Below are 26,299 nucleotides of genomic sequence, written 5' to 3' on the forward strand. Positions count from 1 at the left end.
ACAGTACGTTATGAGTGTTTAAATCAGCAGTTATTTCGAGATATTGAAGACGTTCAGAACTATACAACAGCATGGCAATACTTCTATAATCATGAACGACCACATATGTCAGTTGATGGTAGACCACCTAATTTTAAACAATAATAAAGGCTTAGGATATTCTACTTATAGATTCGATTAATAATGGGGGTATTACCGATCCAATCCAGTAAATCATGCCTGTACGTAGAAGTATAATAATTGAGCTTGCCCATGAAATTTGTGTTTCTGTGAGTTCTGTTTCTTTTCTACGATTGCCAAACAATAAAAATGACGGTCGGAATGTATCAGGTAATAATAAACAGCCAATTGGCATGAGGCTAAATAAACCTAGCCATGGTGATGATTGTAAACCTAACGTATAGAATAAATATCCAATTGCAGCACAAATGCCTGCAAGGATCGCATATATCATCCATTTTTCATCTTGCAGATTCTCATTAATAACGTTGTTAGTGTCATCTTTGGCATTTTGTTGTATGCAACCAAACAGAATTATACTAAATATTAACCATATAAGTGTTAGAGTAAAATTGAAATCTGAATTGAGTAGAGGGGTGACTCCACAAAGTATTAATCCACTAAAAAACCAGATCATTGTGTAATTTTTTAGATCATCTTGTTGATTTAAAAGTACAACTATTTCTGCATGTATAATTGGTTGAACAATATAGGCATAAAAATATGTCACTATTGCACAAACAGTAAAGATTTGACTGTAATTGAGTGCAGGATAAATGAAAACAGCTAATATTTGGTAAAGGCCTGCCAGTAGCACTAAATTGATCCATAGGAAATGCTGTTTTTGGTTAAGATTAAGGCACTTTATGAATTGAAAATTATGATTTGATGCGGTATTTGTGAGTCCAATTTGTAGGGCTGTTTCGTATAAATTTAGGCTCGGTGTTTGTCGTTTTAATTTTCGATTAAACTGATATGTTCGAATAGGTGCAAACGGTTTGTTTCCCGAAAGTATTTGTAAATTATCATAATCTTCGTTTGAGAGTTGAGAAATATCTTTATATCTGTGTAAATAATCGTTTAATCTTTCTTGTAGATTTTGTGCATAAAAACTGTCGTTATATTCCTGTGCATCTTCAGGATAAACCTGATGCCATAATTTTAAAAATCTAAAATATTGTGTGCTTGGTGCTTCAATTCTCAGTTGTGAAAGAACGCGAGTAAGTTCATCCTTAATTTCGATTTGTTCTGCCAACGTTAAGTCAAATTGTAATGCGAGTAATTGCTCATAAAGAATAAAGGTTTCATCACTGATATCGTCTTCCCACAGTGCTTTTCCTGTTTGATGTAATAAAACTTGATACAGTGCTAAATATTCAGTCTGTTCGGTATCATTCGGCAGATTGTGTGGATCAAATGAATCTATTGGTGTTGAGCGTTGTTCATTTTGGATTTCATCTTGAGTCGATTTTGCATCATCAAGGACTGTCAAAAAATCATCTAAATCATTTTCTAATAATAACTGCTCCATTTTATCTTGATATAAATTTTTCAAGTCGGTGTTTGAAAGTTCATTTAGCCGCTGATGAAATTCAGCAAGTGCAGCACGAATATTGAAATGAATATCTTGTTGCTGAATGTGTTGTTTTAGATTCTCAAATAATGAATCGATATCGAATGCATTCGTCATTGAGTACAATTGATCAGGATGATGAATATCTTCAGTTTCCGTATCTGAATCTAGCCATTCAAAATTATTCTCATTTTCATCATTATCTGTTTGATATAGATTATTCTCAGCAGCATGCTGTGCTTCTGCCAGTGCCTCGCGAAGTTCAATGAAGGCTTCAGGTTGAGTGTCTTGATCGATAAGTTTTAATTGCTTTGCATATGCTTTTCTAATTTGTCTTTGATCTATTGTTGGCTCTAAATCAAGTTTTTCCCAAGGTGTCATTGATGATACTCAAAAATATTTCATTAATTTATTCATGAGATATCTTAATAAATCTATGCAAAAAAATCCCGCATATTTTAATGCGGGATTTTTCACATCACTTGAACTGGAATACAGTTCGCTGTGTGATTTACAGTATTGTCTGGATTGGCATAAACTAAACGAGGGTGATGTGCATCTGCCTCTTGTTCGGTAAAGTCAGCAAAAGTAGCAATAATGACTGTATCGCCGACTTCTGCTTGGTGTGCTGCACCGCCATTCACCGAAATCATTCCTGAGTTGTTTTCACCGCGAATAGCATAGGTGGTAAAGCGCTTGCCATTGTTCACATTCCAAATATGAATTTCTTCATATTCACGAATGCCAGCTAAGTCCATTAATGTTCCATCAATGGCGCATGAACCTTCATAATGCAATTCTGCATGCGTGACCACCGCACGGTGGATTTTACATTTTAATAAACGCGATAACATGAAAGCGTCTCCTAAAAAACACATCATAGGGATGTGCTGATTTTCTCTTTAAGCAAAACGCAGTGAACGTGCTGTTTAAAAAATTAAACAACAGACAAGAGGGAAATCACGAAAAGTTTAAGTGGGTTTGTAGGCGTTGATTTGATTCATGGCTTGAGAAATGTGCCCATCCACCAAAAGATTGGTTTTTGAAAGCGCATAATCTAGGGCAGAATCCATAAGATCTTGTTCACTTTTAGGGGCTTTGCCTAAAACATGACCAGAAACTCGATCTTTAGCACCAGGATGCCCGATCCCAATACGTAAGCGATGAAAATTGGCACCAATATGCGGGACAATATCACGTAAACCATTATGACCACCGTGGCCTCCACCTGTTTTTAGGCGAATGACACCAGGATTCATATCTAGTTCATCGTGAGCGATAAGGATCGCTTCAGGGTTAATTTGATAAAACTTAGCAAAAGGCACAACACTTTGACCCGAACGGTTCATAAAGGTTGTTGGGAGTAATAGACGGACATCGTGACCTTCTATATTGCCTCGACCACTGATTCCATAAAATTTAGGATCAGCTTTCAGCGAAATGCCGTAACGATCGGCCAGTTGTTCAACAAACCAAAAGCCAGCATTATGTCGGGTTTGAGCATATTCCTTTCCAGGATTGCCCAAACCGACAATGAGCGAGATGTTATTCACAACAAAATACGCTCAGAACCAATTACGCGCGTTTAAAGTCAGCGTGCATTGGTGTGTTTTTAGCAGGGTGACGTTGTAACGCTTGGATTTTAACGTTTTCAACAGTTTCGCCTACTTTGATTTGAACAACTTCTTCAAAGAATGCATTGTTGTCTAAAGCTTTTACAAGCTCACGAAGTTCTAAAGTGATTGCTACAGGTGCAGCTTCACCACCGTAGATGATTGCAGGAACTTGTGCTGCATGACGAAGGCGGCGGCTCGCACCTTTCCCTTGGTTATCTTCAGCACGTGCTTGAGCATTTAATACGAAATTAGACATGAGATATCCTCATTAAGTTAAATAAAACTAGATCTGCGACCAATCTAGTTGAGTAAAAGCCCTGCAATAGAGCAGGGCTTATAGAAAAACTCGTGAAGTTTATAGATAGCTGTCAAACATTGCGCTAATCGATTCTTCGTTATTAATACGACGAATCGTTTCAGCAACCATGCTTGCAACCGAAACTTGGCGAATTTTACCTAATGCAATCGCTTCATCTGAAAGAGGAATGGTGTCAGTAACGACCAATTCATCAATCACAGAGTTGCGTAAATTTTCAATCGCTTTACCAGATAAAACTGGATGCGTTGCATAAGCCACAACACGACGCGCACCAAATTGTTTTAGTGCATCGGCAGCTTTACACAATGTACCTGCGGTATCGACCATATCATCTACGATGACACAGTCACGATCGCGTACATCACCAATTAGGTGCATCACTTGAGATTCATTGGCTTTTTGACGACGTTTGTCAATAATCGCTAAATCGATGTCACCCATTTGCTTCGCTACTGCACGCGCACGCACTACACCACCCACATCTGGCGAAACAACGACAAGATTGTCGTGTTGTTGCTGACGAAGGTCTGCAAGTAATGCAGGTGTACCGTAGATGTTATCTACAGGAATGTCGAAGAAACCTTGGATTTGGTCGGCGTGAAGGTCAATCATCACTACACGGTCAATTCCAACGGTTGTCAGCATATCTGCCACAACTTTTGCGGTAATTGGAACACGCGCAGAACGAGGACGACGGTCTTGACGAGCGTAGCCAAAGTAAGGAATGACAGCAGTGATACGACCCGCACTTGCACGACGCAATGCATCAGCCATTACCAAGATTTCCATTAGGTTATCATTGGTTGGGGCACAAGTAGGTTGCACGATAAAAACGTCTTTACCACGCACATTTTCAGTAATTTCTACTGCAATTTCGCCGTCAGAAAAACGTGACGCTGAAGCAGAACCTAAAGGAATGTGTAAGTGACTTACGACTTTTTGAGCGAATTGTGGATGAGCATTTCCACTAAAAACGACAAGATTGGGCATGAAGCACCCTTGGCGGTTGAGATGTGTTTAGAAGAATATGGCAGGGGCGGCTGGATTCGAACCAACGGATGCCGAGATCAAAACCCGGTGCCTTACCACTTGGCGACGCCCCTAATATGTGGCAGAACTTTAAAGGGTTTATCTTGTATTGTCAAGATAATCTTGCTTTGTTCTGTCTTTTTAAAAACTGGCAGGGGCGGCTGGATTCGAACCAACGGATGCCGAGATCAAAACCCGGTGCCTTACCACTTGGCGACGCCCCTAAATTTAGACTTTTGCAATGGCAGGGGCGGCTGGATTCGAACCAACGGATGCCGAGATCAAAACCCGGTGCCTTACCACTTGGCGACGCCCCTAATATGCAAAACTCTAATACAGATGATGGCAGGGGCGGCTGGATTCGAACCAACGGATGCCGAGATCAAAACCCGGTGCCTTACCACTTGGCGACGCCCCTAACTAAGCAATTGAAAACTGATTTAATGGTGACTCATCTAAACTATTAACCAAGTAAGCTGTACATGGTGAATGATTTAAAATGAACTCAATATTCATCGTTTCCATCACTTCAACAAAAACACAAGCACCTGTACCTGTAAGCTTTGCAACTCCGAACTGATCAAGATATTGCATTGCTTCATCGACTTGTGGATATAAACTTCTTGCCAAAGGCTCAAAATTATTTCCAAAATCAGATGGCGTTTGCTGATAGGCGCAAAATTTAGTTTGCTTGCTATCTCTTGTCAACTTTTTTTGTGAAAAAAGCAGTTGAGTGCTGATAAAACAGTCAGGTTTTAAGGCAATGAACTGTTTTTTAGGCAAATTGATGAAACTAAGCTGTTCACCAATGCCTTCTGCCCACGCATTTTTACCGTGTACAAAAATAGGAACATCTGCGCCAAGTTGCATTGCAAGTTGACTCAATTGCTGTTTATTTCGCCCACAATGCCAAAGTTGGTTGAGCACAATGAGTGTGGTTGCTGCATTGGATGAGCCGCCACCTAAGCCTGCACCCATCGGAATATTTTTTTCGATTTGAATGTTTAATCCACAAAACTGGCTGGCGTAAGGTTGAATTAACTTTGCCGCTTTATAAATTAAATTCTGCTGTTGTTCGACCGAATTTAAGCCTTTAATTTTAATTTCAGCGGTGGATGATGGGCTAAATTCCAACCAATCGTACAGATCAATTAGTTGGAAAATAGTCTGTAGTTGGTGATAACCATTGGCAAGTTGGCCTGTAATATGTAAAAACAGGTTAAGTTTTGCAGGGGACGGCACACGGATCATAAATAGAAAAATTTAACGATTCTGAATCACCATTGTAATACGGTTTTGTTGTCCATTTTCGAGATTTTGTTGTAAAACAAGTTTGTTTGGCAATTTCGCATCATCTTTGTAGCTTAAACTGACGTTCCAATCATCTTCGATAATTTGAATGGGACGCTGTTCGGCATCGGATTGCACTTGCGCATCGCTGGTGGCGGGTTTGGCTTGCACCCATTGCACTAAATGCGTAATTGGGGTTTGCCAACCGGTGGCTTTTTCAAGGAGCTCTTCTGCTGTGGTGGCGGTAATTGTCCCTGTTTTTGCGCTATTTAAGGTGACTGAACCGGGAGTGCCTTCAATATGGGTTTTGCCTATTCCTAGCGCCCCTGAGAGATCAATTTCGAAATGATCTTGCTGCTGCAGCCACGTAAAAAATGCGCTGCCAGATTGTTGTGGCGTGCGAACCCCAATTTTGCCTTGTAATTCAAATTGTGTGCTGGGTTGGGTTGCATCGTCGGTATTTACAGTGGGGGTTAAGCCAGTGTTTGGCTTTTGATAGTGCTGACAACCGGTTAAAAATAAACTGCTTGTAGTAAATACGCCTAAACAGAATTTAGTGAATCGCTGCATGGTGAACCAGACTCGTTTTGTGTTGGGTTGGGAGAAGTAAATTATTAAGTTGTGTAACTTGCGGATTTTTTGGGAATTGTTGCTGTAATTGCTTTAATAGCGCATTAAATTGTTTCATGTTTCCCTGTAAGTACAATGCTTTCGCTAAACGAACACCACTGTCAACATTATCGTTCATTGCAAATGCTTGTTTTAACGCAGGAATTGCTGCTGCGTAATCATTTTGCAAAAAGGTAATAAATCCATAAGTATCTAAAATAGAGGCTTGGTCAGGCGCATATTCTAAAGCGCGCTCGACATATTTTCGCGCATCATCTAAACGTCTATTTTGCAATGCTAACGTATAGGCATAGGCATTTAAGTATGTCGCGCTATTGGGTTCAATCGACAATAATTTGTTCAAGTCTTTTTCTAAACGCGTACGATCTTGATAAGGATCGAGCAACAAGACTTGCGCATAAAGTAAATCGGGGTCGTCTGGTAAATTTTGAATAGCTTCATCCAGCAGTTCAATTGCAGCATCTTTATGGTTAATTTTCTTTAAAATATCGGCCTGCAATTGGTATAAAAAACTCGCATGTTGCGGATAATTCACACGTTCTTGGGTTAAAAAACGTAATGCATCGCCAAGTTTGCCTTCGGTGTCGTAAATATTGACTAAATTTCGGCGAGAAACCGTGTATAAGCTGCCATCGACCAGTCGGTAATAGGTTTTTGCCGTTTCGTAATGCTTTTTACGTTCGGCATTAATGGCTAAATAATAATAGGCATCATTTTGATATTGCGAGGAATCTTTAAGTTGTAATAAAAATTGTTCTGCCTGATTGTACTGTTTTAAATCGATACTGGTTAAGCCTGCAATAAAAATGGCTTCATCGGCATTGGGCCATGTACGAATAATATATTCAAGCTTTTTCAGTGCAAGTTGTGGCTGTTCAATTTTAATTAAATATTTTGCCTCAGCCAAATGAACCTCTAAGTTGTAGCGATGCTTTTTGCTCGATTTAGCGTACCAATTCATGGTGGCTTTTTGGTCGCCAGTAGCTTCGAGTAGATTGGCTTTAAGTAAAATAAAACTGGTGACATTTGGACGTTTTTTTAATGCTTTTTGTAAGTTTTTGAGCGCCAAATCAGATTCGCCATTTTGTGCTTCTAAACTGGCAATAAGTACCAAAATAGATGGATTGTTGCGCGCTTTACTTTGGCGCAGGGCGTTTAAAAGCGTGGTGCGATCTTCGGCCGATTCGGGGGTAATCCCGGCCAAAATTTCAGCTAAATCTGCATCTGAGTCGATATTTAAAATTTTATCCAGTGTAGATGCCGTCATCTCATATTTATGCGTTTTTAAGGTAATGTGCGCTAAATAAAACAGCGCTGGCACATCTTTGGGGTCGTCACTTACCCATTGTGAGGCAATATCCAACGCGGCATATAAATCATTTTCACTTAAAGCAATGTCTAGTGCGCGTTGCTTGGCAATGGTCGAGTTGGTGTGGATTGCAAGCACAGTATAGTTGTGTAAAGCCGTTGCAGGTTGTTGGTACTGCAAGGCAAATTCGGCAATCATGGCTTGCTTAAGTGGGGTTGGATTGTAATGGGTTGCGGTATTTTGGGCATAACTATTTGGATAAGCACACAACACCATGCTCCCTAGCATCAAGATTGTGCTAGAATAGCGTTGAATAAACAGGGCTGAATGTTGCCGAATAGTTTGTTGCAAAATTTCTTTATCCACATTTTTATGCTTATTATGACACCGATGACGCACAATAGCACTTGCATAATCTTAGTGAAATGATGATCTGACATGACGTTTTACGCAATAGGTGTCAATCATCAAACAGCCTCAGTGGAATTACGTGAGCGTGTTGCTTTTAATGCAGAACGCTTAAGCACACTATTGTCTGAACAATGCACGCAGTCGCACCTCAATGATCTAGTTGTTGTTTCAACGTGTAATCGCACTGAAATTTATGCGATGACAGAACATGCAGATATCTTATTGAATTGGCTAGCTCAAGCCAACGGTATTGATGTTAATCAATTGTTTAATCATGTATACCGCTACGATAATATTCAAGCCGTCACACATTTAATGCGTGTTGCCAGTGGCCTTGACTCGTTAATGTTAGGTGAGCCACAAATTTTAGGCCAAGTGAAAGCTGCATTGTCTTTGGCTAAAAATGCAGGAACGGTTTCTGGGCATTTAAACCGTATTTTTGAATATGCCTTTTATGCAGCCAAGCGTGTGCGCTCTGAAACCGCCGTTGGTAGTCATGCTGTGTCTATGGGCTATGCTGTGGCGCAGCTTGCGCTACAGGTGTTTAGTCACCCAGAAAAATTGGTGGTGATGATGGTTGCTGCGGGTGAAATGAATAGCCTAGTGGCAAAGCACATGGCCGATATGGGTGTTGCAAAAATTTTAATTTGTAACCGTGGCCGTGAGCGTGCCGAAAAACTTGCCCAAGAAATTAGTGCATTTGTAGATGTAGAAATTATTCCATTCGACAGTTTGTCTGAAAATTTATACCGTGCCGATGTGATTTCAAGCTGCACCGGCAGTTTGCACCAAGTTATTTCATATTCTGATGTCAAAACAGCCTTAAAAAAACGTCGTTATCAGCAAATGCTGATGGTCGATTTGGCCGTGCCTCGCGATATTGACTCGAAAGTTGAGCAGTTGGATGGCGTTTATTTATACGGTGTTGATGATTTACAAACTGTGATTGATGAAAACCTCGCTCAGCGTCGCCAAGCGGCAATTGAAGCTGAAGTGATGGTGAATCAACTTGCGACCCAAATGCTGAATCAAGAAAAGATTCAAGAAGCTTCTGGGATTATTCAGCAGTACCGTAATGCAGGCGAAGTAAATCAGCAACTGGAATTGGCGCAGGCGCTAAAGTGTTTAAGTGATGGGCAAGATCCAGCACAAGTATTGCAACAGTTTTCCCATCGTCTGACACAAAAGTTGCTGCATCCAACATCTTTGTTGTTACGAGAAGCGGCGACCGCGGAAGATCCTGCTCAATTTGAGTGGTTAAATGAGCATTTAGACGACATTTTAAAGGCGCAACGTACGCCTAAGCATAAAAAATCTTAATGTAAAAAAAAGTATGACTCCTGAGTCATAAATGGTATTTAGCTTTATTTTCTGTAAATAATTGATTTAATTCATTTAAAAAATATGATTTTCATCATTCCCAATTTGCTTGTTTTTAGCATATTGGCTATTTATTCGACTTACGTATAATAGATTTTGTAATGAGTAAAATCTCCGAAAAGGATATTGGTTGATTTTAAGCTATGTCGCATGCGTGGGCATGCATCATCCATATGACTGAGTTCGAGGGGATTGTTATGAAGACTCCACAAGATTTTAGCCAACTGTTGGCGCACGCTTCACCTTTTGTTCACCGTAGTCGTTTGTATCAGCAACGTATTTTAAATAAAGTCATGCATACGATGGGTCATACTAAAGGCAATGTGTTGGAAAACCTTCCTGAACAATTTAAAATTGATATGAAGGGAATTTCTGTTGGCGTGTTTGATGGCGAGTTTGAAGATCGTAAAACACAGCGCCAAAGCTTGCGCCGCCAAGGTGTACATAAGTTTTTAATTCCTGCCTACCAACGTTTTTTCTTTCATTAATAAAACGTTAAAGTAAGGCAATAAAAAGGTGAACATGTGTTCACCTTTTTTATTGGGCGATTTGTATTAAGAGACTAATCTTAAACTAATTTTTTTAGTTAATTCATTCAGCTGTTTACGCAAATTCATTGATTCTTGTAAGGATTGCGGATTCTTAATTTTAAGTTTTAAATATTTTTCTTGAAGCGATAGCGCATTGTCTGTTGCAAAGTTGAATGCTTGTTCAGGGGTTTCAATTAAATGTAACACATTGGTACGTTGGAGAATGTCGGTTAAGGCATCTCTAAAGTTATAGCAGGCACCTAAGGCATAATAAATCGCACGTTCTTGGTCTTCTGGAAGTTGCTCAAAAATTTGGTCAAGCGTTTGCAATACCGCAGCCAGTAATTCATCTTCTTGGATATAAGCACGTAATTTTTCAAATTGTGGATATAAAAATGGATGGCAAATTAGCAAGCCGACCGCAAAATCTTCATTTCGGGTACGAATATTAAAAGACAGCGATGCATCGTGACTAATTTGTGGTGTATAACGTTTGCCTAAACCAAGTTTTTCTCGAAATGCTTGTGTGAGCAGGTAGCGATACGAACCTTGTTGAGGCAATAAATTGGTTAAGCCGCGTAACTCGCCCATGACCTGACTTTTACCTTCAGGGGTTGAGACGTCATGTTGCTGGGTCAGTAGCGCAAATAAAAAATCTGACAATAATGGGGCTTGTTGCCAAAGTTGTTGAAATTTTTCGATGCCTTCTTGTCTAATTAAAGAATCTGGATCGTGCTCATCGGGTAGAATAAAGAATTTTAGTTCACGGCCATCACTAAGTAATGGTAACGCAATTTCAAGTGTGCGTTTTGCGGCTTTTTGTCCGGCAGCATCACCATCGAAGGCAATCGTAATACGATGATTTCGCTTGAAGAGTAAATTTAAGTGCTCAGTGTTACTGGCCGTTCCCAGTGTGGCAACTGCGCCAGAAATCCCTGCTTGCTGTAGTGCAATCACATCCATATAGCCTTCAACTAAGAACCAGTCTTGTGCTTTATTTTTGGTGCCTTCATACAAACCATACAGCAATTGGTTTTTGTGAAACACTTCTGAATCTGGAGAGTTAATATATTTCGGTTTAATTTCGTCATTTAAGGCACGACCACCAAAGCCGACCACACGCCCTTTATGGTCTCGAATGGGGAAAATGACGCGGTCGCGAAGTAAGTCAAAATCACGGCCTGTTTCGCTGGTACGAATTAATCCAAGTTGTTTTAATCCGTCTATGTCTGCAGGGAAAGCCTGTTCTAAGTGCTGCCAATCTTCAGGGGCATAACCTAAACGCCAATTTTGAATGGTTTGTGCGTTTAAACCGCGATGTTTAAAATAACGCTGTGCAGTTGTGCTTTTGGGCAGTTGTTGCTGATAAAAAATAGCAACATTTTCAAGTAGGTCGTATAAATTGCCTTCTTGGGTTGCAGCCGTTTCAAAATCTAAAGATGGATCGGTTAAAAACGGATCTAACATGACGTTAGCATCCATTTCGAAATCGGGTGGAAAATCGATATTAGGTGCATCTAGTTGGCTTGGAGCTGGCGGTGCAGATGGCTCTTGCGGCAGCATTTTTTTATAAGTAAGTTTCTTATTGTCTTGATTATCCTTAGGCAGCTCAATACCGGCTTGGCTGGCTAAATCCTTCATCACTTCGATAAAATTTCGATTATCGATATCCATTAAAAAGCGAATGGCGTTACCGTTGGCTTGACAGCCAAAGCAGTGATAATACTGTTTGTCGCGGTAGACGTGAAAAGAAGGGCTTTTTTCCTGATGAAATGGACAGCAACCTGAATAGGTTCGTCCAGTTTTTTTAAGTTTTACGCGCTGACCAATCAGATCAACTAAATCAGTACGATCTAAGATTTGATCAATGGTTTGTTGAGGAATCGCCATAAAACTTAAGCCAGTGTGTAAAAAAGTGGAATCAGCAACAATGGTATCACATCTAGATTCCGCAAATACAAAATGCCAAAGGGCAAGTGATTCACTTGCCCTTTGCTTGTGTATAAAACAGGATGGGTTTATTCAGGCTTGTCGAGCAAACCAAAGCTTAGACGATTAGTCCAACTGCGTTTTGGTTTTTCTGGTTGTGGCGTTGCCTGAACTTCAGCAGGTGCTGGTGTTGCTTGCGCATCAGTTTCAGATTTTCCAAGTAAACCAAAAGATAAACGGTTGGTTAAGCTACGTTCGCTTGTATTACTGGTGTCTTTCGATTGCACTGCATTTTCATCGCTACGACCAAAAATACCTAAAGTCAGTTTATTGACGAAACTTCCTTCATTACGTGCTGCAGCTAAATTCACGCTACCATTGGCTTTAACCAATTGAGGGTAGTTGAGTTTAAGAATATTGGTATATTGCTGCGCCGTCGTGTTATCGCCCAATTTATTGTAGCTATATGCAATGGTTGCTAAGGCTTCAGGAATTTGTGGGGTTTGTGGGTAATGTTCAATCACCCATTGGCTACGTTGTGCAGCAGCCACCCACGCGCTACGCTCGATATTAAAGCGCGCTGCTTCCATTTCATGTTCAGCCAATTCTTGGTTGATGTATTTCATACGTAACGCTGCATCGACCGAATATTGGCTGGATGGGAAACGACGAATTAAATCAACAAAGTTTTGATAGGCACTTTTTAAATAGCTGACATCACGATGCGATTGCTTTAATGAGGTATAACGGATAATGCCATCATAGTTTTGCTCCATGTTGGCAACACCGCGTGCATAATACGCATACGCAACTTGTGGATGATCTGGGTTTAAACGAATAAAGCGGTCTGCTGCTGCCACCACACCCGGATAATCTTTTTGTTGGAATTTTACATAGATTAAGTCAAGTTGTGCTTGTTCAGCATGCGCTCCCGTTGGGAAATAGGTATCAATTGCTTGCAGGTTTTTGGCTGCTTCGGCATATTGACCTTTATTTAAAGCGGTTGCTGCTGAGTCAAAATAGACTTGTTCAGAGCTTTTCGGCCCAAGATCGGCCACTTCTTTTTTTGATGGATTACTGCTACAGCCCACAAATGTACTTGCAATGCCTAAAGAAAGAGCGAGCATAGTAACTTTATAACGTGGTAGCGACATAAAAATTCCTCAGTTAATACGGGCAATGAGCTACAATGGCAATATTAAACCATTATTGTCTTAATGAGCCAAATGACTTCAACACAATCTTCTCATTCTAATTCCACTGAAACAGATTTCAATTTACTTGAAGATGCTGACGATGCAGATAATCATAATTCGCCAGCAACTGCAACACATTTATCGTTGCAATTTCAGTTGGATGATTCGTATATCGGATTACGCATAGACCAAGTTGCAGCAACGGTTTGGGCTGAATTTTCGCGTGAAAAACTGAAACAGTGGATGAAAGACGGTTATTTGTTAGTAAACGGTAACAAAATTAAACCGAAATATCGCTGTGAAGGGCAAGAAATCCTCACTTTAGAGGTTGAGCTTGAGGCGCAAACCACAAGCCAACCAGAAAATATTCCGCTCGATATCATTTATGAAGATGACGATATTCTCATCATCAATAAACCTGTGGGTATGATTGTGCATCCGGGCGCAGGCAATCCATCGGGCACTTTAGTCAATGCTTTGTTGTATCACTTTCCAAAAGCGTCAGAATTGTCGCGTGCAGGTTTAGTGCATCGTATTGATAAAGACACCAGTGGTTTGCTGGTGGTGGCGAAAAACTTAGAAGCGCAATTTTCACTGACTAAGCAATTGGCAAATAAGTCGGTTTACCGCGTTTACGATTTGGTGGTGTACGGCAATATTGTGGCTGGTGGCACAATTGATGAACCGATTAAGCGCCATCCGGTAGATCGGGTGAAAATGACGGTTTTGCCGGGCGGTCGTGACTCGGTGACGCACTATAACGTTAAAGAACGTTTCCAACATTTTACCCGTGTGCAAGCACAGCTTGAAACAGGGCGTACGCATCAAATTCGTGTGCATTTTACTTATATTGGCTACGGTTTAATTGGTGACCCCGTTTATATGAGCCGTATTCGCGTTCCGGCGGGTGCATCTGAATTGCTGGCAAGCACATTGCGTGGGTTTAAACGCCAAGCGTTACATGCGGCTAAACTGGGGTTAATCCACCCACGGACCCGTGAGGAAATGACCTTTGAAGCGCCTTGGCCTGAAGATTTTGCCAATTTGGTTGCAGTACTGCGTGAAGAAGACCGCGCGTATTAAAATATTTAAAGTATGGTGCTAAAAATTGAAACTTGCTAAAGAAAAGGAAAGTAGCATGCAATTTGTTGATGGATTACCTAAAGGGGTCTTTGTGGGGCAGACGAAACTGCAACATCCGCAATGTCTGCCCAGTATGCAAACAGATTTAGCAGGTTTTAATTTAGCCTTACATGTACAGGATGATCCGGCACGGGTACAACAGCATCGTATGCAATTGTTGGCAGAATTTGCACCACATGGCGTAGAAAAACTGACGTGGATGACCCAAACTCACAGTACGCTTTGCCATACGGTCAATGAGCAAGTCTATTTTGAACCTTTGGTGGGTGATGGCTTGGTTACACAGCAAAAAAATCATGCACTGATGATGATGACAGCCGATTGCCTGCCTGTAGTTTTGGGCAATGCAGATGCAACCGAAGTCGCTAATTTGCATGCCGGTTGGCGTGGTTTAGCCGGTGGTATTATCGAAAATACCATTACAACTATGCAAACACAGCCGGCATGGGCGTGGCTTGGAGCGTGTATTAGTCAGCAGCACTTCGAAATTGGTGTTGACGTGAAAGATGCGTTTTGTGCGAAATATCCGCTTGAATTTGCTTTTAAAGCCGGACAACACGAAGGAAAGTACCATGCAGATTTATACGCAATTGCACGGTACATTTTACAGCAAAATGGCGTGAGCCTTATTTTAGGCGGAAGCGATTGTAGTTTTGCCCAAACTGAAGATTACTTTTCCTATCGCCGTAATTCGAAAACTGGGCGCATGGCAACATTCGTGTTTATGCAGTAAAACATGATAAAATCGGCCTATTCTTTCTAGCTTTGTTGCCATTATGTCTGTGCAATCTAAAACACTCGCTATTGTTTATCATAGTCCGTATGGACACACTGCAAAAATTGCTCAGTATATTGCCAAGGGCGCAGAAAAAATTGGCGTTGCTGTTCATGTCATGTCGATAGAACATATTGAGTGGGATCTGCTTGACCAAGCCGATGGCATTGTTTGGGGTAGCCCAACGTACATGGGTAGTGTAACTGGCCCTTTTAAAATGTTTATGGACTCGACCTCAAAACGTTGGATGAGCCGAAAGTGGCAGGGCAAACTTGCCGCAGGTTTTGCAAATTCTGGTGGTTTAAGCGGCGATAAATTGTCTGTTTTACAGCAAATTAACTTATTTTCGATGCAGCATGGCATGATGTGGGTAGGTTTACCGTTGTTGTCGACTGGGCAAGCGGAAACCGATTTGAATCGTTTAGCCAGTCATTTGGGGTTAATGACGCAATCAAATAATGCCCCGATTGAGCTAACTCCACCACAAGGTGATTTAGACACCGCAGTGTGGTTTGGTGAATATTTGGCGTTAATGTTAAATCGAATACATTAAGCCTTTGATGATCTTCGCGTATTCACGAAGATCATCCGTTATTTTTAATCCGCTTAATCAACGCTGTTTTGTGTTTTAGAAAAGGTGAAATCTTGTGTGACCTGAATTGGATATGGCTTGCCATTAATAATCAGTGGATGAAATTTGACTTTTTGACGATATTCTTGCAATACATATTCATCTAATTCAGCCACACCACTGCTTTTAATAATTGTAGCTTGGTTAATGTTGCCGTTATTATCTGCTGTTGCATACAGTGTCATGCTGCGTTCTTGACCTTGAAGCATTCGTTTAGAAACCGTAATGTTAGGTTCATAAAGAATTTTTGGTGTTCGATCAGCCAGTATGCTAAAAGGTTGCATCGCACGGACGGGGTAATAGACACCGTTTTCTTGATAAGGGCTTAATTTTGCACTTTTAATGGCCTTGAGTAGGATATTATCTACTTTATCTAGTCCACTACTTTTAATGATTTTGGCATCTGTGATTTGCCCATTGGGACTGGTTTCAAAGAGTATCTGTGCGGTTCTGTCGTAGCCTAAAAGAATTTTGTTATTGATATTCACATATGGCTTTCGTAACCATTTTACTTGATTTTGCGTCAAGTTGGCGATGCTTGGCTCGGCGGCATAACTTTGAAAACTCAAGCTAAACAAGAGAGGAATACAACACCGAACGATTGTTTTTATTACAGTATTCATAAATAAACCCTATAAAAATAGGCAAGATATGCAGGATGATTAACGCGTTGTTGTTATCTAAGTATTGATTGCCCAAGCTTTTTGAGCAATCAATTTAGTGATTTACTTGTGAAATAAACGTGCTTTGTCGCGTTGCCAATCGCGGTCTTTTTCACTGGCGCGTTTGTCGTGCAATTGTTTCCCTTTAACCAAAGCAATTTCAAGCTTGGCTAAATGACCTTTCCAGTAACAGGCCAATGGCACACACGAATAGCCTTTTTGTTGCACAGCACCCATGAGCTGTTCAAGCTGACGGCGCGAAAGAAGTAACTTTCGGCTGCGGGTGGCTTCAGGCACAACATGCGTTGAAGCAGACAACAATGGCTGAATCTGGGCGCCAAACAAATACGCTTCATCATTTTTAAAGAGGATGTAGCTTTCTACCAGACTCATACGCCCAGCACGTAACGATTTGACTTCCCAGCCTTGTAAAGACAAGCCTGCTTCAAATTTTTCTTCAATAAAATAATCGTGACGGGCACGTTTGTTTTGCGCAATGGTGCCGCCATTATTTTTCTTAACTACAGTTGCTTTCGCCATAATCACATCAATCCAAATCTATGCTTATTGTGCCGTAAACTTGGGCAGAGGTGAAGTATTTTCAACAACTTCAGCTTGAGTCCTTCGCTAAAAAAATAACTTTTTGCTAAAATAGCCACATTCGAGCTCAAACGAGAGAACATTTGGATGTTTAAAACACGCGTCATTTATCCGGGAACTTTTGATCCAATTACTAAAGGACATGTCGACTTGGTGGTTCGTGCATCAAAAATGTTTGATGAAGTGGTGGTCGCAATTGCCATTGGGCATCATAAAAATCCATTGTTTTCTTTAGATGAACGCGTTGCCTTGGCAAAAGAAGCATTAAGCCATTTAAATAATGTTGAATTTATTGGTTTTGATGGCTTGTTGGTAAACTTTTTTCAAGAACAAAAAGCCACGGCTGTTTTGCGTGGTTTACGTGCGGTGTCTGATTTTGAATATGAATTTCAGTTGGCGAATATGAATCGAACTTTAGATCCGAATTTCGAAACCGTATTTTTAACACCAGCCGAACAATATTCATTTATTTCATCAACCATGGTGCGTGAAATTGCGCGTTTACATGGCGATGTATCTAAATTTGTGCCGCAGCATGTGGTCGATGCTTTTAATCGTAAATATCAATCTAAATAAGGTTTAGCTTGTGTCTTTATATATTACCGATGAATGTATCAATTGCGATGTCTGTGAACCGGTGTGCCCGAATGAAGCAATTTATTTTGGCGAACTGATTTACGAAATTGATCCTGACTTGTGCACCGAGTGCGTGGGGCATTTTGACAAACCGCAGTGCCAGCTTTTTTGTCCGGTCGATTGTATTCCGCTCGACCCAAATCATGCTGAAAGTCAAAATCAGTTACTCGAAAAATATGAACGGTTAATTGCGCAAAAAAACACAAGCAATTTAGAATAAGATTTGTTACTATACGCGCCGAAGTGAGCTGGACGGTCGCTGCTGTGGAGGTCTTCGTGACTAAAGCAGGGGAGGAAAGTCCGGGCTTCAAAGGGCAGGGTGCCAGGTAACGCCTGGGCGGTGTAAACCGACGGCAAGTGCAGCAGAGAGTAGACCGCCTCATTCGTGAGGTAAGGGTGAAAGGGTGCGGTAAGAGCGCACCGCGTGGCTGGTAACAGTTCACGGCAAGGTAAACCCCACCAGAAGCAAGACCAAATAGGAATCCAATAGGTACGGCCCGTACTGGATTCGGGTAGGTCGCTTGAGCGTACGAGTGATTGTACGCCTAGAAGAATGATCGTTCTCGACAGAACCCGGCTTACAGGCTCACTTCTTTAAATTTTTGAAAAAAAGCTTGACGCTGTAACTTAAAGTTACGATAATGCGCGCACAGTTTTCGGCTATGTAGCTCAGTTGGTTAGAGCACCGCACTCATAATGCGGGGGTCACAAGTTCAAGTCTCGTCATAGCCACCATTTTATAGACCACGCACACGCGTGGTCTTTTTTTATGCCTTAAACCCATTCAACGTGTGCAAACGCTTTTTGATAAGCGCTGCAATCAATCTCTGATTTATCATCTTTATTGCTAATTAAAGCGCTAATTTCGCTCGGTTTGGCATAATTTACACGGCTGATGACATCTAATTTACTCTGATCTGCCAAAATAATCGTTTGCTGGCTTTGTTTGAGCATGGCTTGGGCAATATGTGCTTCTTCGGTGTAAAAGCTACTCGCGCCGTATGCTGGGTGAATACCAACTGGCGATAACAGTGCAATATCTGCCTGATAGCGATAAATTTCTTGAATCAGCAGCTCACCTTGGGTTTGCGCGCGTTGTTGAACACGCCCACCCAATAAAATAATTTCATGGTTCATTTGTTCGGCATCGCTGGCCATGGTCAAATTAAATACAGCCTGTAAACTGTTGGTTAAAATGGTTAAACCTGAAAGCGTGCGCAGTTCTTCTGCCAAAATAGAGGTTGTGCTGCCTGCATCCAAAAAAATGGTTTGACCCGATTGTAAATGCTGAATCGCGGCGCGTGCGATGGCGCGTTTTTCTTTGGCAAATTGGGTGTTTCGAATATGCAGCGGTGCTTCAACAGCAATACTTTCAGTTGCAACCAATCCACCATGCACACGTTTAGCAACACCAAGTGCTTCAAGTTCAATCATGTCTCGGCGAGCAGTTTCTCGCGAAATCTCCAACTCATTCATGACACGTTCAGTACTTAAACGCTGTAATTTTTTTAATAATGCCTGAATGCGATGTAGGCGTTCTTGTTGCAACATGGCCATTCTCAATAAATATTTAGCCGATATAGTAAAGCCAAATGCTGGAAAAATCGAATCATAATTGTGTATAAAAAAGTATTTGTGTATTTTATTGCATTTTAAAAAAACTCGGATTATGATCAATGGATAGACAAAAAACGACCTAGCACACAGATTAGGATTCACCCGAGGAGAACTTCATGGCAACACGCTCAACGATTATGGATACCAACAGTTTCCGTGCAGAACATGCCGATGCTTTGGATGCAGAAACACGTAAATTAACGGATAAACGCAGTAAAGTACTTGGTGAATCTTACCGTTTGTTTTATCGCAATCCTGTGCATTTGGTGAAGGGTGAAGGGCAATATCTTTGGGATGCGGCCGGCAATAAATATTTAGATGTGTATAACAACGTGGCAAGCATTGGGCATTGCCATCCTGCGGTGATTGAAGCGGTGAATGCACAAATGCAAATGCTGAATACGCATACCCGTTATTTACACGAAAATATTTTGAACTATACCGAAGAATTATTAAAAACCACGCCAGATGAAATTGACCGTGCCATGTATATGTGTACTGGTTCAGAAGCGAATGATTTGGCGATTCGTATTGCACGTGAATTTAGCGGTGGTACAGGCATTATTGTCTCGCAAGAGTCGTATCATGGCACCAGTAGCTTAACCTCGGGTTGTTCGCCAGCTTTGGGGACAGGTCAGGCTTTGGATGCAACCACGCGCTTAGTGCCAGCACCCGATCATTACCGTATTCAAACCGAAGATTTGGGTGAGTGGTTTGCAGATCAAATTCAACAACAAATTGATGACATGAATGCCAAGGGGATTAAATTTGCAGGCTTTATGGCCGATTCGATTTTCTCGTCAGATGGTGTGATGCCAAACCCAGCAGGTTTCTTGAAAAAGGCAGTTGATGTGGTGCATGCCAATGGCGGTATTTTCATTGCCGATGAAGTACAACCTGGTTTTGCCCGTACAGGCGATTCATTCTGGGGCTTTGGTCGTCATGGGGTCGTGCCTGACGTGATTACCACCGGTAAGCCAATGGGTAACGGGATTCCTGTGTCAGGTTTATTGGCGAAAAGTGATGTCTTGGCTGCATTTAGCGACAATATTCCTTACTTCAATACCTTTGGTGGTAACCCAGTTTCGATGGCGGCAGCGCAAGCAGTGTTAAAAGTGATTCAGGAAGAAGAATTACAAGCACACAGCAAACGGGTCGGTGCGTTATTACAAGCCGAATTGACCAAGCTGATGGATGTGCATGAATGCGTGGGCGATGTACGTGGTGCAGGTTTATTTATTGGCTTTGAGTTAGTTAAAGACCGTGACAGTAAAACGCCAGACAAACAATTGGCTTTGGATTTAATTGAAGAATTACGTAACACCCATCGTGTTTTAACTTCGGTTGCAGGACCGTATGGTAACGTGTTGAAACTTCGCCCACCACTTGCATTCCAAGAACATGATATTGATTGGTTGGTGAGTGCTCTAGATCAATCGATTCGTAAACTTACAGCTTAATTATTTGTAAACTGAACCCCATAAGTTGAACAAAATTTATGGGGCTTTTAGTCGATATAAAAATGAAATTATTTGTCTAAAAAAGCCAACTCTTTTTCTGTGTAGTGTTCACCACAAATCGCTTTAGGAACAAAAAGATCATTCTATTGCCGCAAAGTTTTATGCGATAAACTTAAATCAGTCGCTTGTACCTTATGTTGCCAATGTTTAATTTTGCGAATCTAAGAATTGTTAGCCGATGACATAATTGCTTTTGCTATTGTCCAAGTTGGGCGATTAGCTGCTGTTGCAACGCTGTAATTGATTAAAGCTTGATACAACTTGAATTGTATTTAGCGATAATTTCCAAGTGGGGCATTGTATGCATGGGAATTTATGTTTGAGGGCAAGCGAATTGAACAGAAGGTTTTAGGCGATCTGATTTTTAATACTGACCAAATGATGGTTGATGCTGGTCTAGCACATTTGGGTATTATTTATGTCTATGAAAACTTGGTGCAACAATATGTAGCAGACGGGCAGTTACAACCCATTTTAACTCAATATGCTTGTTCGAAAGCACCTTTTTATTTGTATTATTCAAGCAAAAATATCAGTCAATGGCGCTTAAGCTTTTTCTTGAATGGGTTAAAAACTATAACAACAGCCTTAATTTTAATGGCGCCATTGCCGTGGGTTTACCCCAAACCAACGCTTAAATGCGCGTGAAAATGCACTTGCTTCTGAATAACCCAATAAAAAGGCCATTTCAGAAATCGGAATATTTTTTTGTTTCATATACTGTTCAGCAAGTTCTGAACGGACTTTATCGACAAGCGCGGTAAAGGTGAAACCATCCGATTTTAAACGACGAGTGAGTGTGCAACCACTGAGTCCAATATTTTGGGCGATTTTTTCTAAATTCGGCTCACCTTCACTCAATTCAAGTTGAATATGTGAGCGAACCTGATCGGTTAAACTTTGGCTTTGTACGCTCAAATTCAGTAAACGCAAGGTATCTAGCATCATGGTCAATAACATAGGGTCGTGACTTGGCATAGGATGCTGAGTGTCTTTTTTAGCAATTAGAATAGAATTAAAAGGTTGATCAAAATAGACAGGGGCATTAAATAATTTACTGTGTTCTTGCCAAAAGGCAGGGCGAGTATGTTCAAAATGAATCTCGCGGGGAGAATAGTGTGGTCCTAAAACTTCACGAATTACATTCATGAACATGCCAAGAGTGAGTTCTGCGTCTTGGCGGCGAATTAGAATGGCGCCGTGATGAATTTGATAGTCAATTCGCCAGCTATCGCCTAAATCGACCATGCGAGTGAGGGTGTCTTTTTGGTGCAAATGAAAGTAATTGGTCATGTTGAACAGTGCACTTTCTAATGTTGCAGAGCAGAGTCCAATATAGCCAATCAGTCCTAGCGATTTAGGTTGAAATTGTTGCCCGTAGTGTAATCCAAAATTGTCGCAGCCAGAAAGTTCGGCGGCTTGTTCTAATACTTTACAGTAGTTTGGCAGTTGTAGGCTTAAGGTTGGGCTGTTAAGCAATTCGGGATTAATTCCACTGATGCCGAAAACACGGTCAACATCTGCACCTTTGAATGAAATAAAATGACTTAAACCTGATGCAGCAGAAGACAAGACCCCTTGATTGCACATGCCAGTGTTAAAAAGTGCAGTGCTACTATTTAAATGTTGCATATGACTCATCCTTAATCTGCCTAATTACTGTGCTATATTTAAGATTAATGCAAAAAATATGCCAGAATAGTTTTTGTTTGGTTTTTGGTCGATCCGTGACCAGTAAAAGAACAATAAAAGATCTACATGAAAAAAGGAATAGGATTTTGTTACCGATCTGTTGCCTTTTTAAATGATTGCTTTAATTGAATTAATTAATTAATTAATGTGTTTTTTTAAGAAAAGCCATTCAAAACAAACCTTTGTTTTGAATGATTGGATTGGTTGAAATATTTACAACATGCGAAAAAGTATTTTTTGAATGTTTTGCTTGGCTAAAACAATCTTTTTGAAATAGATTATTTTCAAATCGTGCACTATTTTAGCCAAGTTTTTTTAATTTTTGCGTGCTTGTTATGCCGCACCGACAGGGAAATCACGCGTATTGAGATATTTTTTACATAGCCGAACGGTATGGTCTGCCCAATCGGTGCCAAGGCTGAGCGCCATTTCCGTTTGTGCATGCGAGCCAATCCAAGCCATCATTTGAATACGACGTTGCATAATAAATGTTGGAATTAAGGCATATTCTTCATTACTAATATGTGCAACGCGCTCATAACCTTCAATCCAGTTTTCAACCCATTGTTGGGCTGGGGCAAGGTGTTCATTGAAGCTGATGGCTGCGGCTAAATCGTGCATAAACCAGCTCATACCGCAGTCATCAAAATCAATCACGCCAATTCGGTCTTGTTGTAAAAGCAAATTGGTTAAACGTAAATCTGCATGAATTAGACCATAACGATCGGAGGTTTTACCAAAATCTGCCAGTTTTTGCCCAATCGATTGAATGGCTTCTTCAACAATTGCATGGTCTTTGCTTTTTAAGTGGGGGGCATGTCGCCAATCGCCCCAATGACCGTCTGTTCCTAGCATGGTTTCATGATTCCAAATAATGCGGTCAAACTGTTCTGGAATTTGCCATGTTTTGCTGTGATGGTGCAGTTTTGCAGTAATTTGTCCGAGCTGTTGAAATGCAGTTGGATCAACATCGGTGGTTGGCATATCGCCATCGACCCAGTTAAATAGCACGGCATAACGGATATTGCCATCATCTAAATCTAGGGTGAGAACGCGTTCGCCTTGCTCGCTTAAAATGGCTTGCGGTACAGCAATGCCGCTTTGTGTCAGCGCATCGAGCCAGTTTAATTCACTTTCGATGTTTTGTTTGTTGTGATAATTCGGACGATGAAGACGTAACGCATATTTGGTTTCTGCGGTACGCACAACAAAAGTTGCATTTTCAGACTGACACAGCAGATTAATCTTTCCTTGATATTTTTTAGGATATTGTGCAACGGCTTTTTCAGCTAAAGCCTGTAGGGTTGCTGCATCTAAACATTCATTTTGTTCAACATAAATCATACTATTACCTCATACATCACAAGTCATCGGCTTTGGATGCAAGTGATCGCAATCCATTATTTGTATACAGCGTATGCGAGAATGAATTTTGCAGACTTGACAATAAACCATGAAAACTTGTCTTTTAATGTCAAGTTTCATCTGACTGACCGTCGCATTATCTAAACACGATGCAACATTAGGATGTTGCCTAAACAATATTTATAGTCTTCTATTGAGGGGAGAAAGCGATGAGTAGTCAGCTAAAACCGACATTAGGTACCTTTCATTTGTGGGGGATTGCGGTTGGATTAGTAATCTCTGGCGAGTACTTTGGTTGGAGTTACGGTTGGGGTGTTGCAGGAACATTGGGCTTTTTAATTACCACGTTAATTATTGCCACTATGTACACCTGTTTTATTTTTAGTTTTACCGAACTCACCACTGCAATTCCGCATGCAGGTGGGCCATTTGCTTATAGTCGTAAAGCCTTTGGTGAAACGGGTGGTTTTTTGGCTGGCATCGCCACGTTAATTGAATTTGTTTTTGCACCACCTGCAATTGCAATGGCGATTGGCGCGTACTTAAATGTTCAATTTCCAGACATTAATCCGAAATTGATTGCACTGGGTGCGTATGTGGTCTTCATGGGGCTGAATATTGTTGGGGTCAGAATTGCTGCAACATTTGAGCTTATTGTGACCATTTTAGCCGTTATAGAGTTATTGGTCTTTGTGGGTGTGGTTCAGCCGGGCTTTAGCTTTAGTAATTTTGTACTTAATGGGTGGGCAGGTTCAAATCAATTTAGTGGCGCGGCAATGTCGGGTATTTTTGCAGCGATTCCATTTGCTATTTGGTTTTTCTTGGCCATTGAAGGTGCGGCTATGGCAGCAGAAGAAGCCAAAGATCCGAAAAAAACCATTCCACGTGCATATATCACAGGTATTTTAACGCTTGTTTCATTGGCGCTTTTAGTGATGGTGTTTGCCGGCGGCGTGGGTGATTGGCGTACCATTGCAAACATTAATGACCCATTACCACAAGCGATGAAAATGGTGGTTGGTAACAATTCATCTTGGATGCATATGTTGGTGTGGATTGGTTTATTTGGTTTGGTTGCAAGCTTCCACGGCATTATTTTAGGTTATTCACGTCAAATCTTTGCGCTAGGTCGTGCAGGTTTCTTGCCACAAAGTTTAGCTAAACTTTCACGCTTTCAAACGCCTCATCGTGCAATTTTAGCGGGGGGTGTTGTGGGTGTAATGGCTATTTTTAGTGATAGCTTTATTAACATTCAAGGCATGAGTTTAACCGCTGCAATCGTTACTATGTCTTGCTTTGGTGCATTGCTTATGTACATTATGAGCATGTTAAGCTTGTTTAAATTACGCCGTTCAGCGCCTGATTTACCGCGTTCATTTATGGCACCAGGCTATCCAATTATTCCGGGTATTGCACTAACAATTGCCAGCCTTTGTTTTGTTGCAATGTTCTACTTTAACCCAATGATTGGTGCAATCTTTATTGGCTTCATTGTTGTAGGTTATATTTATTTCTTAATGACTAAAGCACAACGTGACTCTAGTGAAGAAAGTCAGCAGCTCTTAAAAACAACCATTGAATAATCAATCATTGCGAAAAAGCCCGAACAGTTCGGGCTTTTTTGTATTTAATATTCTTGCAAAATCTTACCGCTAATAAAGGCAAAGTATTCTCGAAGCCAAGCATTATAACGGGTTTGTAACGGTGTTTTTGCGCCAAGCATCACGCTTTGTGTATAGCCTTGTTTTTGTGCAATCGCATGCGCGCGCAAAGTATGAAAATCACTGGTGACAATCGCAATGGGCATCGTCTTTTCAATCTGCTGTTGTTGTAATAATAGGGCGCTATTTTTTAAATTTAGTTCAGTGCTGGTACTTTTATCTTCTAAAATCATTCTGTTTAAAGCAATGCTTGGATAATACTCATGTAAATACTTTGCCATAATGGCAGCTTCGGTCTGTTTTGCTGCAAAATCGAGCCCGCCAGACAGCACGAGTAAAGTCTTGGGTTGCTGCATGGCTAATTCTGCTGCACGGTCCAAGCGCAGCGCGAGTGTTGGAGTGGGTTTTCCATGAATCGTTCCGCTGCCTAAAACAATAATGGCGCGTACATTTGGAGCAGTTGTCTGATTGTTACTTTGTGCGTGTAAAATCGTTGCAAAGTAAGCCAAGGATATCAACCAAACAGCGAACAAGCCGCAGCCAATACAAACTAGCGTTTTTGTTTTGTGATGTTGTTGTAGAAATAAGTGTAAAGATGACCATTTTAGGCCAATACAGATCAATACACTGCCAAGAAATAAGGGCAGCACAATCCCAATATGAATTTTTCCAAGCATGAGTAAATACAGGCTATCGATACAAAGAATGCCGCCTAGAATGATTAAAAGGATACGACATGTGTGAGTAATACAATTCATCATCTGTGGTGATTATTTTAGGATTAG

The 26,299-nt window shown here is 40.9% G+C and carries 27 protein-coding genes, 5 tRNA genes and 1 other RNA gene; 13 read left to right on the forward strand and 20 right to left on the reverse strand.

Features of this window, described 5'->3' with window-relative positions:
• A partial coding sequence (locus I2F62_RS03175; RefSeq protein ID WP_324625736.1) for an integrase core domain-containing protein occupies nucleotides 1–144 on the forward strand: 144 nt, incomplete at its 5' end.
• A 7-nt stretch (nucleotides 145–151) separates the two neighbouring features.
• Here I2F62_RS03175 and I2F62_RS03180 read toward each other — a convergent pair.
• From I2F62_RS03180 to I2F62_RS03235, 12 genes are all read right to left on the reverse strand, one after another.
• Complete coding sequence (locus I2F62_RS03180; protein WP_324625582.1) at nucleotides 152–1,954, reverse strand: hypothetical protein; 1,803 nt, start codon at nucleotides 1,952–1,954, stop codon at nucleotides 152–154.
• A 92-nt stretch (nucleotides 1,955–2,046) separates the two neighbouring features.
• Complete coding sequence (gene panD / locus I2F62_RS03185) at nucleotides 2,047–2,427, reverse strand: aspartate 1-decarboxylase (RefSeq protein WP_324625583.1); 381 nt, start codon at nucleotides 2,425–2,427, stop codon at nucleotides 2,047–2,049.
• Between the two features lie 117 nt (nucleotides 2,428–2,544).
• A complete protein-coding gene (pth, locus tag I2F62_RS03190; RefSeq protein ID WP_324625584.1) occupies nucleotides 2,545–3,126 on the reverse strand; it encodes an aminoacyl-tRNA hydrolase in 582 nt (193 codons plus the stop codon).
• Nucleotides 3,127–3,148: 22 nt separating this feature from the next.
• A complete protein-coding gene (gene rplY, locus I2F62_RS03195; RefSeq protein ID WP_324625585.1) occupies nucleotides 3,149–3,445 on the reverse strand; it encodes a 50S ribosomal protein L25 in 297 nt (98 codons plus the stop codon).
• A gap of 99 nt (nucleotides 3,446–3,544) precedes the next feature.
• A complete protein-coding gene (locus I2F62_RS03200) occupies nucleotides 3,545–4,498 on the reverse strand; it encodes a ribose-phosphate pyrophosphokinase (protein WP_324625586.1) in 954 nt (317 codons plus the stop codon).
• Nucleotides 4,499–4,536: 38 nt separating this feature from the next.
• Nucleotides 4,537–4,611, reverse strand: a tRNA-Gln gene (locus tag I2F62_RS03205).
• Nucleotides 4,612–4,686: 75 nt separating this feature from the next.
• Nucleotides 4,687–4,761 (reverse strand) — tRNA-Gln (locus I2F62_RS03210).
• A gap of 18 nt (nucleotides 4,762–4,779) precedes the next feature.
• Nucleotides 4,780–4,854 (reverse strand) — tRNA-Gln (locus tag I2F62_RS03215).
• A gap of 26 nt (nucleotides 4,855–4,880) precedes the next feature.
• A tRNA-Gln gene (locus I2F62_RS03220) sits at nucleotides 4,881–4,955 on the reverse strand.
• 2 nt (nucleotides 4,956–4,957) lie between these two features.
• Nucleotides 4,958–5,788: a 4-(cytidine 5'-diphospho)-2-C-methyl-D-erythritol kinase gene (ispE, locus tag I2F62_RS03225; protein WP_324625587.1), complete on the reverse strand. Its 831-nt coding sequence runs from the start codon at nucleotides 5,786–5,788 to the stop codon at nucleotides 4,958–4,960.
• Between the two features lie 12 nt (nucleotides 5,789–5,800).
• Nucleotides 5,801–6,397, reverse strand: a complete 597-nt coding sequence (gene lolB / locus I2F62_RS03230; RefSeq protein WP_324625588.1) for a lipoprotein insertase outer membrane protein LolB — start codon at nucleotides 6,395–6,397, stop codon at nucleotides 5,801–5,803.
• Nucleotides 6,381–8,054, reverse strand: a complete 1,674-nt coding sequence (locus I2F62_RS03235; protein WP_324625737.1) for a tetratricopeptide repeat protein — start codon at nucleotides 8,052–8,054, stop codon at nucleotides 6,381–6,383. The genes lolB and I2F62_RS03235 overlap by 17 nt, the downstream gene beginning before the upstream one ends.
• A gap of 150 nt (nucleotides 8,055–8,204) precedes the next feature.
• Between I2F62_RS03235 and hemA the strand changes: the two genes are divergently transcribed.
• A complete protein-coding gene (hemA, locus tag I2F62_RS03240) occupies nucleotides 8,205–9,497 on the forward strand; it encodes a glutamyl-tRNA reductase (RefSeq protein ID WP_324625589.1) in 1,293 nt (430 codons plus the stop codon).
• Nucleotides 9,498–9,754: 257 nt separating this feature from the next.
• Nucleotides 9,755–10,045 carry a hypothetical protein gene (locus tag I2F62_RS03245; RefSeq protein ID WP_324625590.1) on the forward strand — a complete coding sequence of 97 codons (291 nt, stop codon included), beginning with the start codon at nucleotides 9,755–9,757 and terminating at the stop codon, nucleotides 10,043–10,045.
• A gap of 66 nt (nucleotides 10,046–10,111) precedes the next feature.
• Here the strand turns inward: I2F62_RS03245 and I2F62_RS03250 are convergent, their stop codons facing one another.
• Together I2F62_RS03250 and I2F62_RS03255 are read right to left on the reverse strand one after the other, a co-directional pair.
• Nucleotides 10,112–11,977: a DNA primase gene (locus I2F62_RS03250; RefSeq protein WP_324625591.1), complete on the reverse strand. Its 1,866-nt coding sequence runs from the start codon at nucleotides 11,975–11,977 to the stop codon at nucleotides 10,112–10,114.
• A gap of 128 nt (nucleotides 11,978–12,105) precedes the next feature.
• Nucleotides 12,106–13,170 carry an outer membrane protein assembly factor BamD gene (locus tag I2F62_RS03255; protein ID WP_324625592.1) on the reverse strand — a complete coding sequence of 355 codons (1,065 nt, stop codon included), beginning with the start codon at nucleotides 13,168–13,170 and terminating at the stop codon, nucleotides 12,106–12,108.
• Nucleotides 13,171–13,242: 72 nt separating this feature from the next.
• Between I2F62_RS03255 and rluD the strand changes: the two genes are divergently transcribed.
• Genes rluD through I2F62_RS03270 form a run of 3 tightly spaced genes read left to right on the forward strand, consistent with a single transcriptional unit; the run spans nucleotide 13,243 to nucleotide 15,683 of the window.
• Nucleotides 13,243–14,295, forward strand: coding sequence for a 23S rRNA pseudouridine(1911/1915/1917) synthase RluD (gene rluD, locus I2F62_RS03260; protein WP_324625593.1), 1,053 nt, complete (start codon nucleotides 13,243–13,245; stop codon nucleotides 14,293–14,295).
• 55 nt (nucleotides 14,296–14,350) lie between these two features.
• Entirely contained in the window at nucleotides 14,351–15,088 is a 738-nt protein-coding gene (pgeF, locus tag I2F62_RS03265; protein ID WP_324625594.1) for a peptidoglycan editing factor PgeF, read from the forward strand.
• A gap of 43 nt (nucleotides 15,089–15,131) precedes the next feature.
• Nucleotides 15,132–15,683, forward strand: coding sequence for a flavodoxin family protein (locus I2F62_RS03270; protein ID WP_324625595.1), 552 nt, complete (start codon nucleotides 15,132–15,134; stop codon nucleotides 15,681–15,683).
• A gap of 53 nt (nucleotides 15,684–15,736) precedes the next feature.
• Here the strand turns inward: I2F62_RS03270 and I2F62_RS03275 are convergent, their stop codons facing one another.
• Both I2F62_RS03275 and smpB read right to left on the reverse strand, forming a co-directional pair.
• Nucleotides 15,737–16,384 carry a TonB family protein gene (locus I2F62_RS03275; protein WP_324625596.1) on the reverse strand — a complete coding sequence of 216 codons (648 nt, stop codon included), beginning with the start codon at nucleotides 16,382–16,384 and terminating at the stop codon, nucleotides 15,737–15,739.
• Between the two features lie 102 nt (nucleotides 16,385–16,486).
• Nucleotides 16,487–16,963, reverse strand: a complete 477-nt coding sequence (smpB, locus tag I2F62_RS03280; RefSeq protein ID WP_324625597.1) for an SsrA-binding protein SmpB — start codon at nucleotides 16,961–16,963, stop codon at nucleotides 16,487–16,489.
• A gap of 147 nt (nucleotides 16,964–17,110) precedes the next feature.
• Here smpB and coaD point away from each other — a divergent pair, with 147 nt between their 5' ends.
• The 4 genes from coaD to I2F62_RS03300 all read left to right on the forward strand — a co-directional run bounded on the left by coaD (nucleotide 17,111) and on the right by I2F62_RS03300 (nucleotide 18,394).
• Nucleotides 17,111–17,599, forward strand: a complete 489-nt coding sequence (coaD, locus tag I2F62_RS03285; protein WP_324625598.1) for a pantetheine-phosphate adenylyltransferase — start codon at nucleotides 17,111–17,113, stop codon at nucleotides 17,597–17,599.
• A 10-nt stretch (nucleotides 17,600–17,609) separates the two neighbouring features.
• Nucleotides 17,610–17,879, forward strand: a complete 270-nt coding sequence (locus tag I2F62_RS03290) for a YfhL family 4Fe-4S dicluster ferredoxin (RefSeq protein ID WP_324625599.1) — start codon at nucleotides 17,610–17,612, stop codon at nucleotides 17,877–17,879.
• Between the two features lie 20 nt (nucleotides 17,880–17,899).
• Nucleotides 17,900–18,256: RNase P RNA component class A (rnpB, locus tag I2F62_RS03295), an RNA gene on the forward strand.
• A gap of 61 nt (nucleotides 18,257–18,317) precedes the next feature.
• Nucleotides 18,318–18,394, forward strand: a tRNA-Met gene (locus tag I2F62_RS03300).
• Between the two features lie 39 nt (nucleotides 18,395–18,433).
• Here I2F62_RS03300 and I2F62_RS03305 read toward each other — a convergent pair.
• Nucleotides 18,434–19,210: a DeoR/GlpR family DNA-binding transcription regulator gene (locus tag I2F62_RS03305; RefSeq protein WP_324625600.1), complete on the reverse strand. Its 777-nt coding sequence runs from the start codon at nucleotides 19,208–19,210 to the stop codon at nucleotides 18,434–18,436.
• Nucleotides 19,211–19,392: 182 nt separating this feature from the next.
• On the opposite strand from I2F62_RS03305, the gene I2F62_RS03310 reads away from it, so the two are divergent.
• Nucleotides 19,393–20,736 carry an aspartate aminotransferase family protein gene (locus tag I2F62_RS03310; protein WP_324625601.1) on the forward strand — a complete coding sequence of 448 codons (1,344 nt, stop codon included), beginning with the start codon at nucleotides 19,393–19,395 and terminating at the stop codon, nucleotides 20,734–20,736.
• A 375-nt stretch (nucleotides 20,737–21,111) separates the two neighbouring features.
• Nucleotides 21,112–21,444, forward strand: coding sequence for a hypothetical protein (locus I2F62_RS03315; protein WP_324625602.1), 333 nt, complete (start codon nucleotides 21,112–21,114; stop codon nucleotides 21,442–21,444).
• Here I2F62_RS03315 and I2F62_RS03320 read toward each other — a convergent pair.
• Both I2F62_RS03320 and I2F62_RS03325 read right to left on the reverse strand, forming a co-directional pair.
• A complete protein-coding gene (locus tag I2F62_RS03320) occupies nucleotides 21,391–22,428 on the reverse strand; it encodes an AraC family transcriptional regulator (RefSeq protein ID WP_324625603.1) in 1,038 nt (345 codons plus the stop codon). The genes I2F62_RS03315 and I2F62_RS03320 overlap by 54 nt on opposite strands.
• Nucleotides 22,429–22,821: 393 nt before the next feature.
• Nucleotides 22,822–23,829: a phosphotransferase enzyme family protein gene (locus tag I2F62_RS03325; RefSeq protein ID WP_324625738.1), complete on the reverse strand. Its 1,008-nt coding sequence runs from the start codon at nucleotides 23,827–23,829 to the stop codon at nucleotides 22,822–22,824.
• Nucleotides 23,830–24,062: 233 nt separating this feature from the next.
• On the opposite strand from I2F62_RS03325, the gene eat reads away from it, so the two are divergent.
• Complete coding sequence (gene eat, locus I2F62_RS03330) at nucleotides 24,063–25,436, forward strand: ethanolamine permease (protein WP_324625604.1); 1,374 nt, start codon at nucleotides 24,063–24,065, stop codon at nucleotides 25,434–25,436.
• A 44-nt stretch (nucleotides 25,437–25,480) separates the two neighbouring features.
• Here the strand turns inward: eat and I2F62_RS03335 are convergent, their stop codons facing one another.
• Nucleotides 25,481–26,272, reverse strand: coding sequence for a YdcF family protein (locus I2F62_RS03335; RefSeq protein ID WP_324625739.1), 792 nt, complete (start codon nucleotides 26,270–26,272; stop codon nucleotides 25,481–25,483).
• Nucleotides 26,273–26,299: the final 27 nt, after the last annotated feature.

The sequence above is a fragment of the Acinetobacter sp. MD2(2019) genome, from assembly GCF_035615615.1.
Lineage (GTDB): Bacteria > Pseudomonadota > Gammaproteobacteria > Pseudomonadales > Moraxellaceae > Acinetobacter.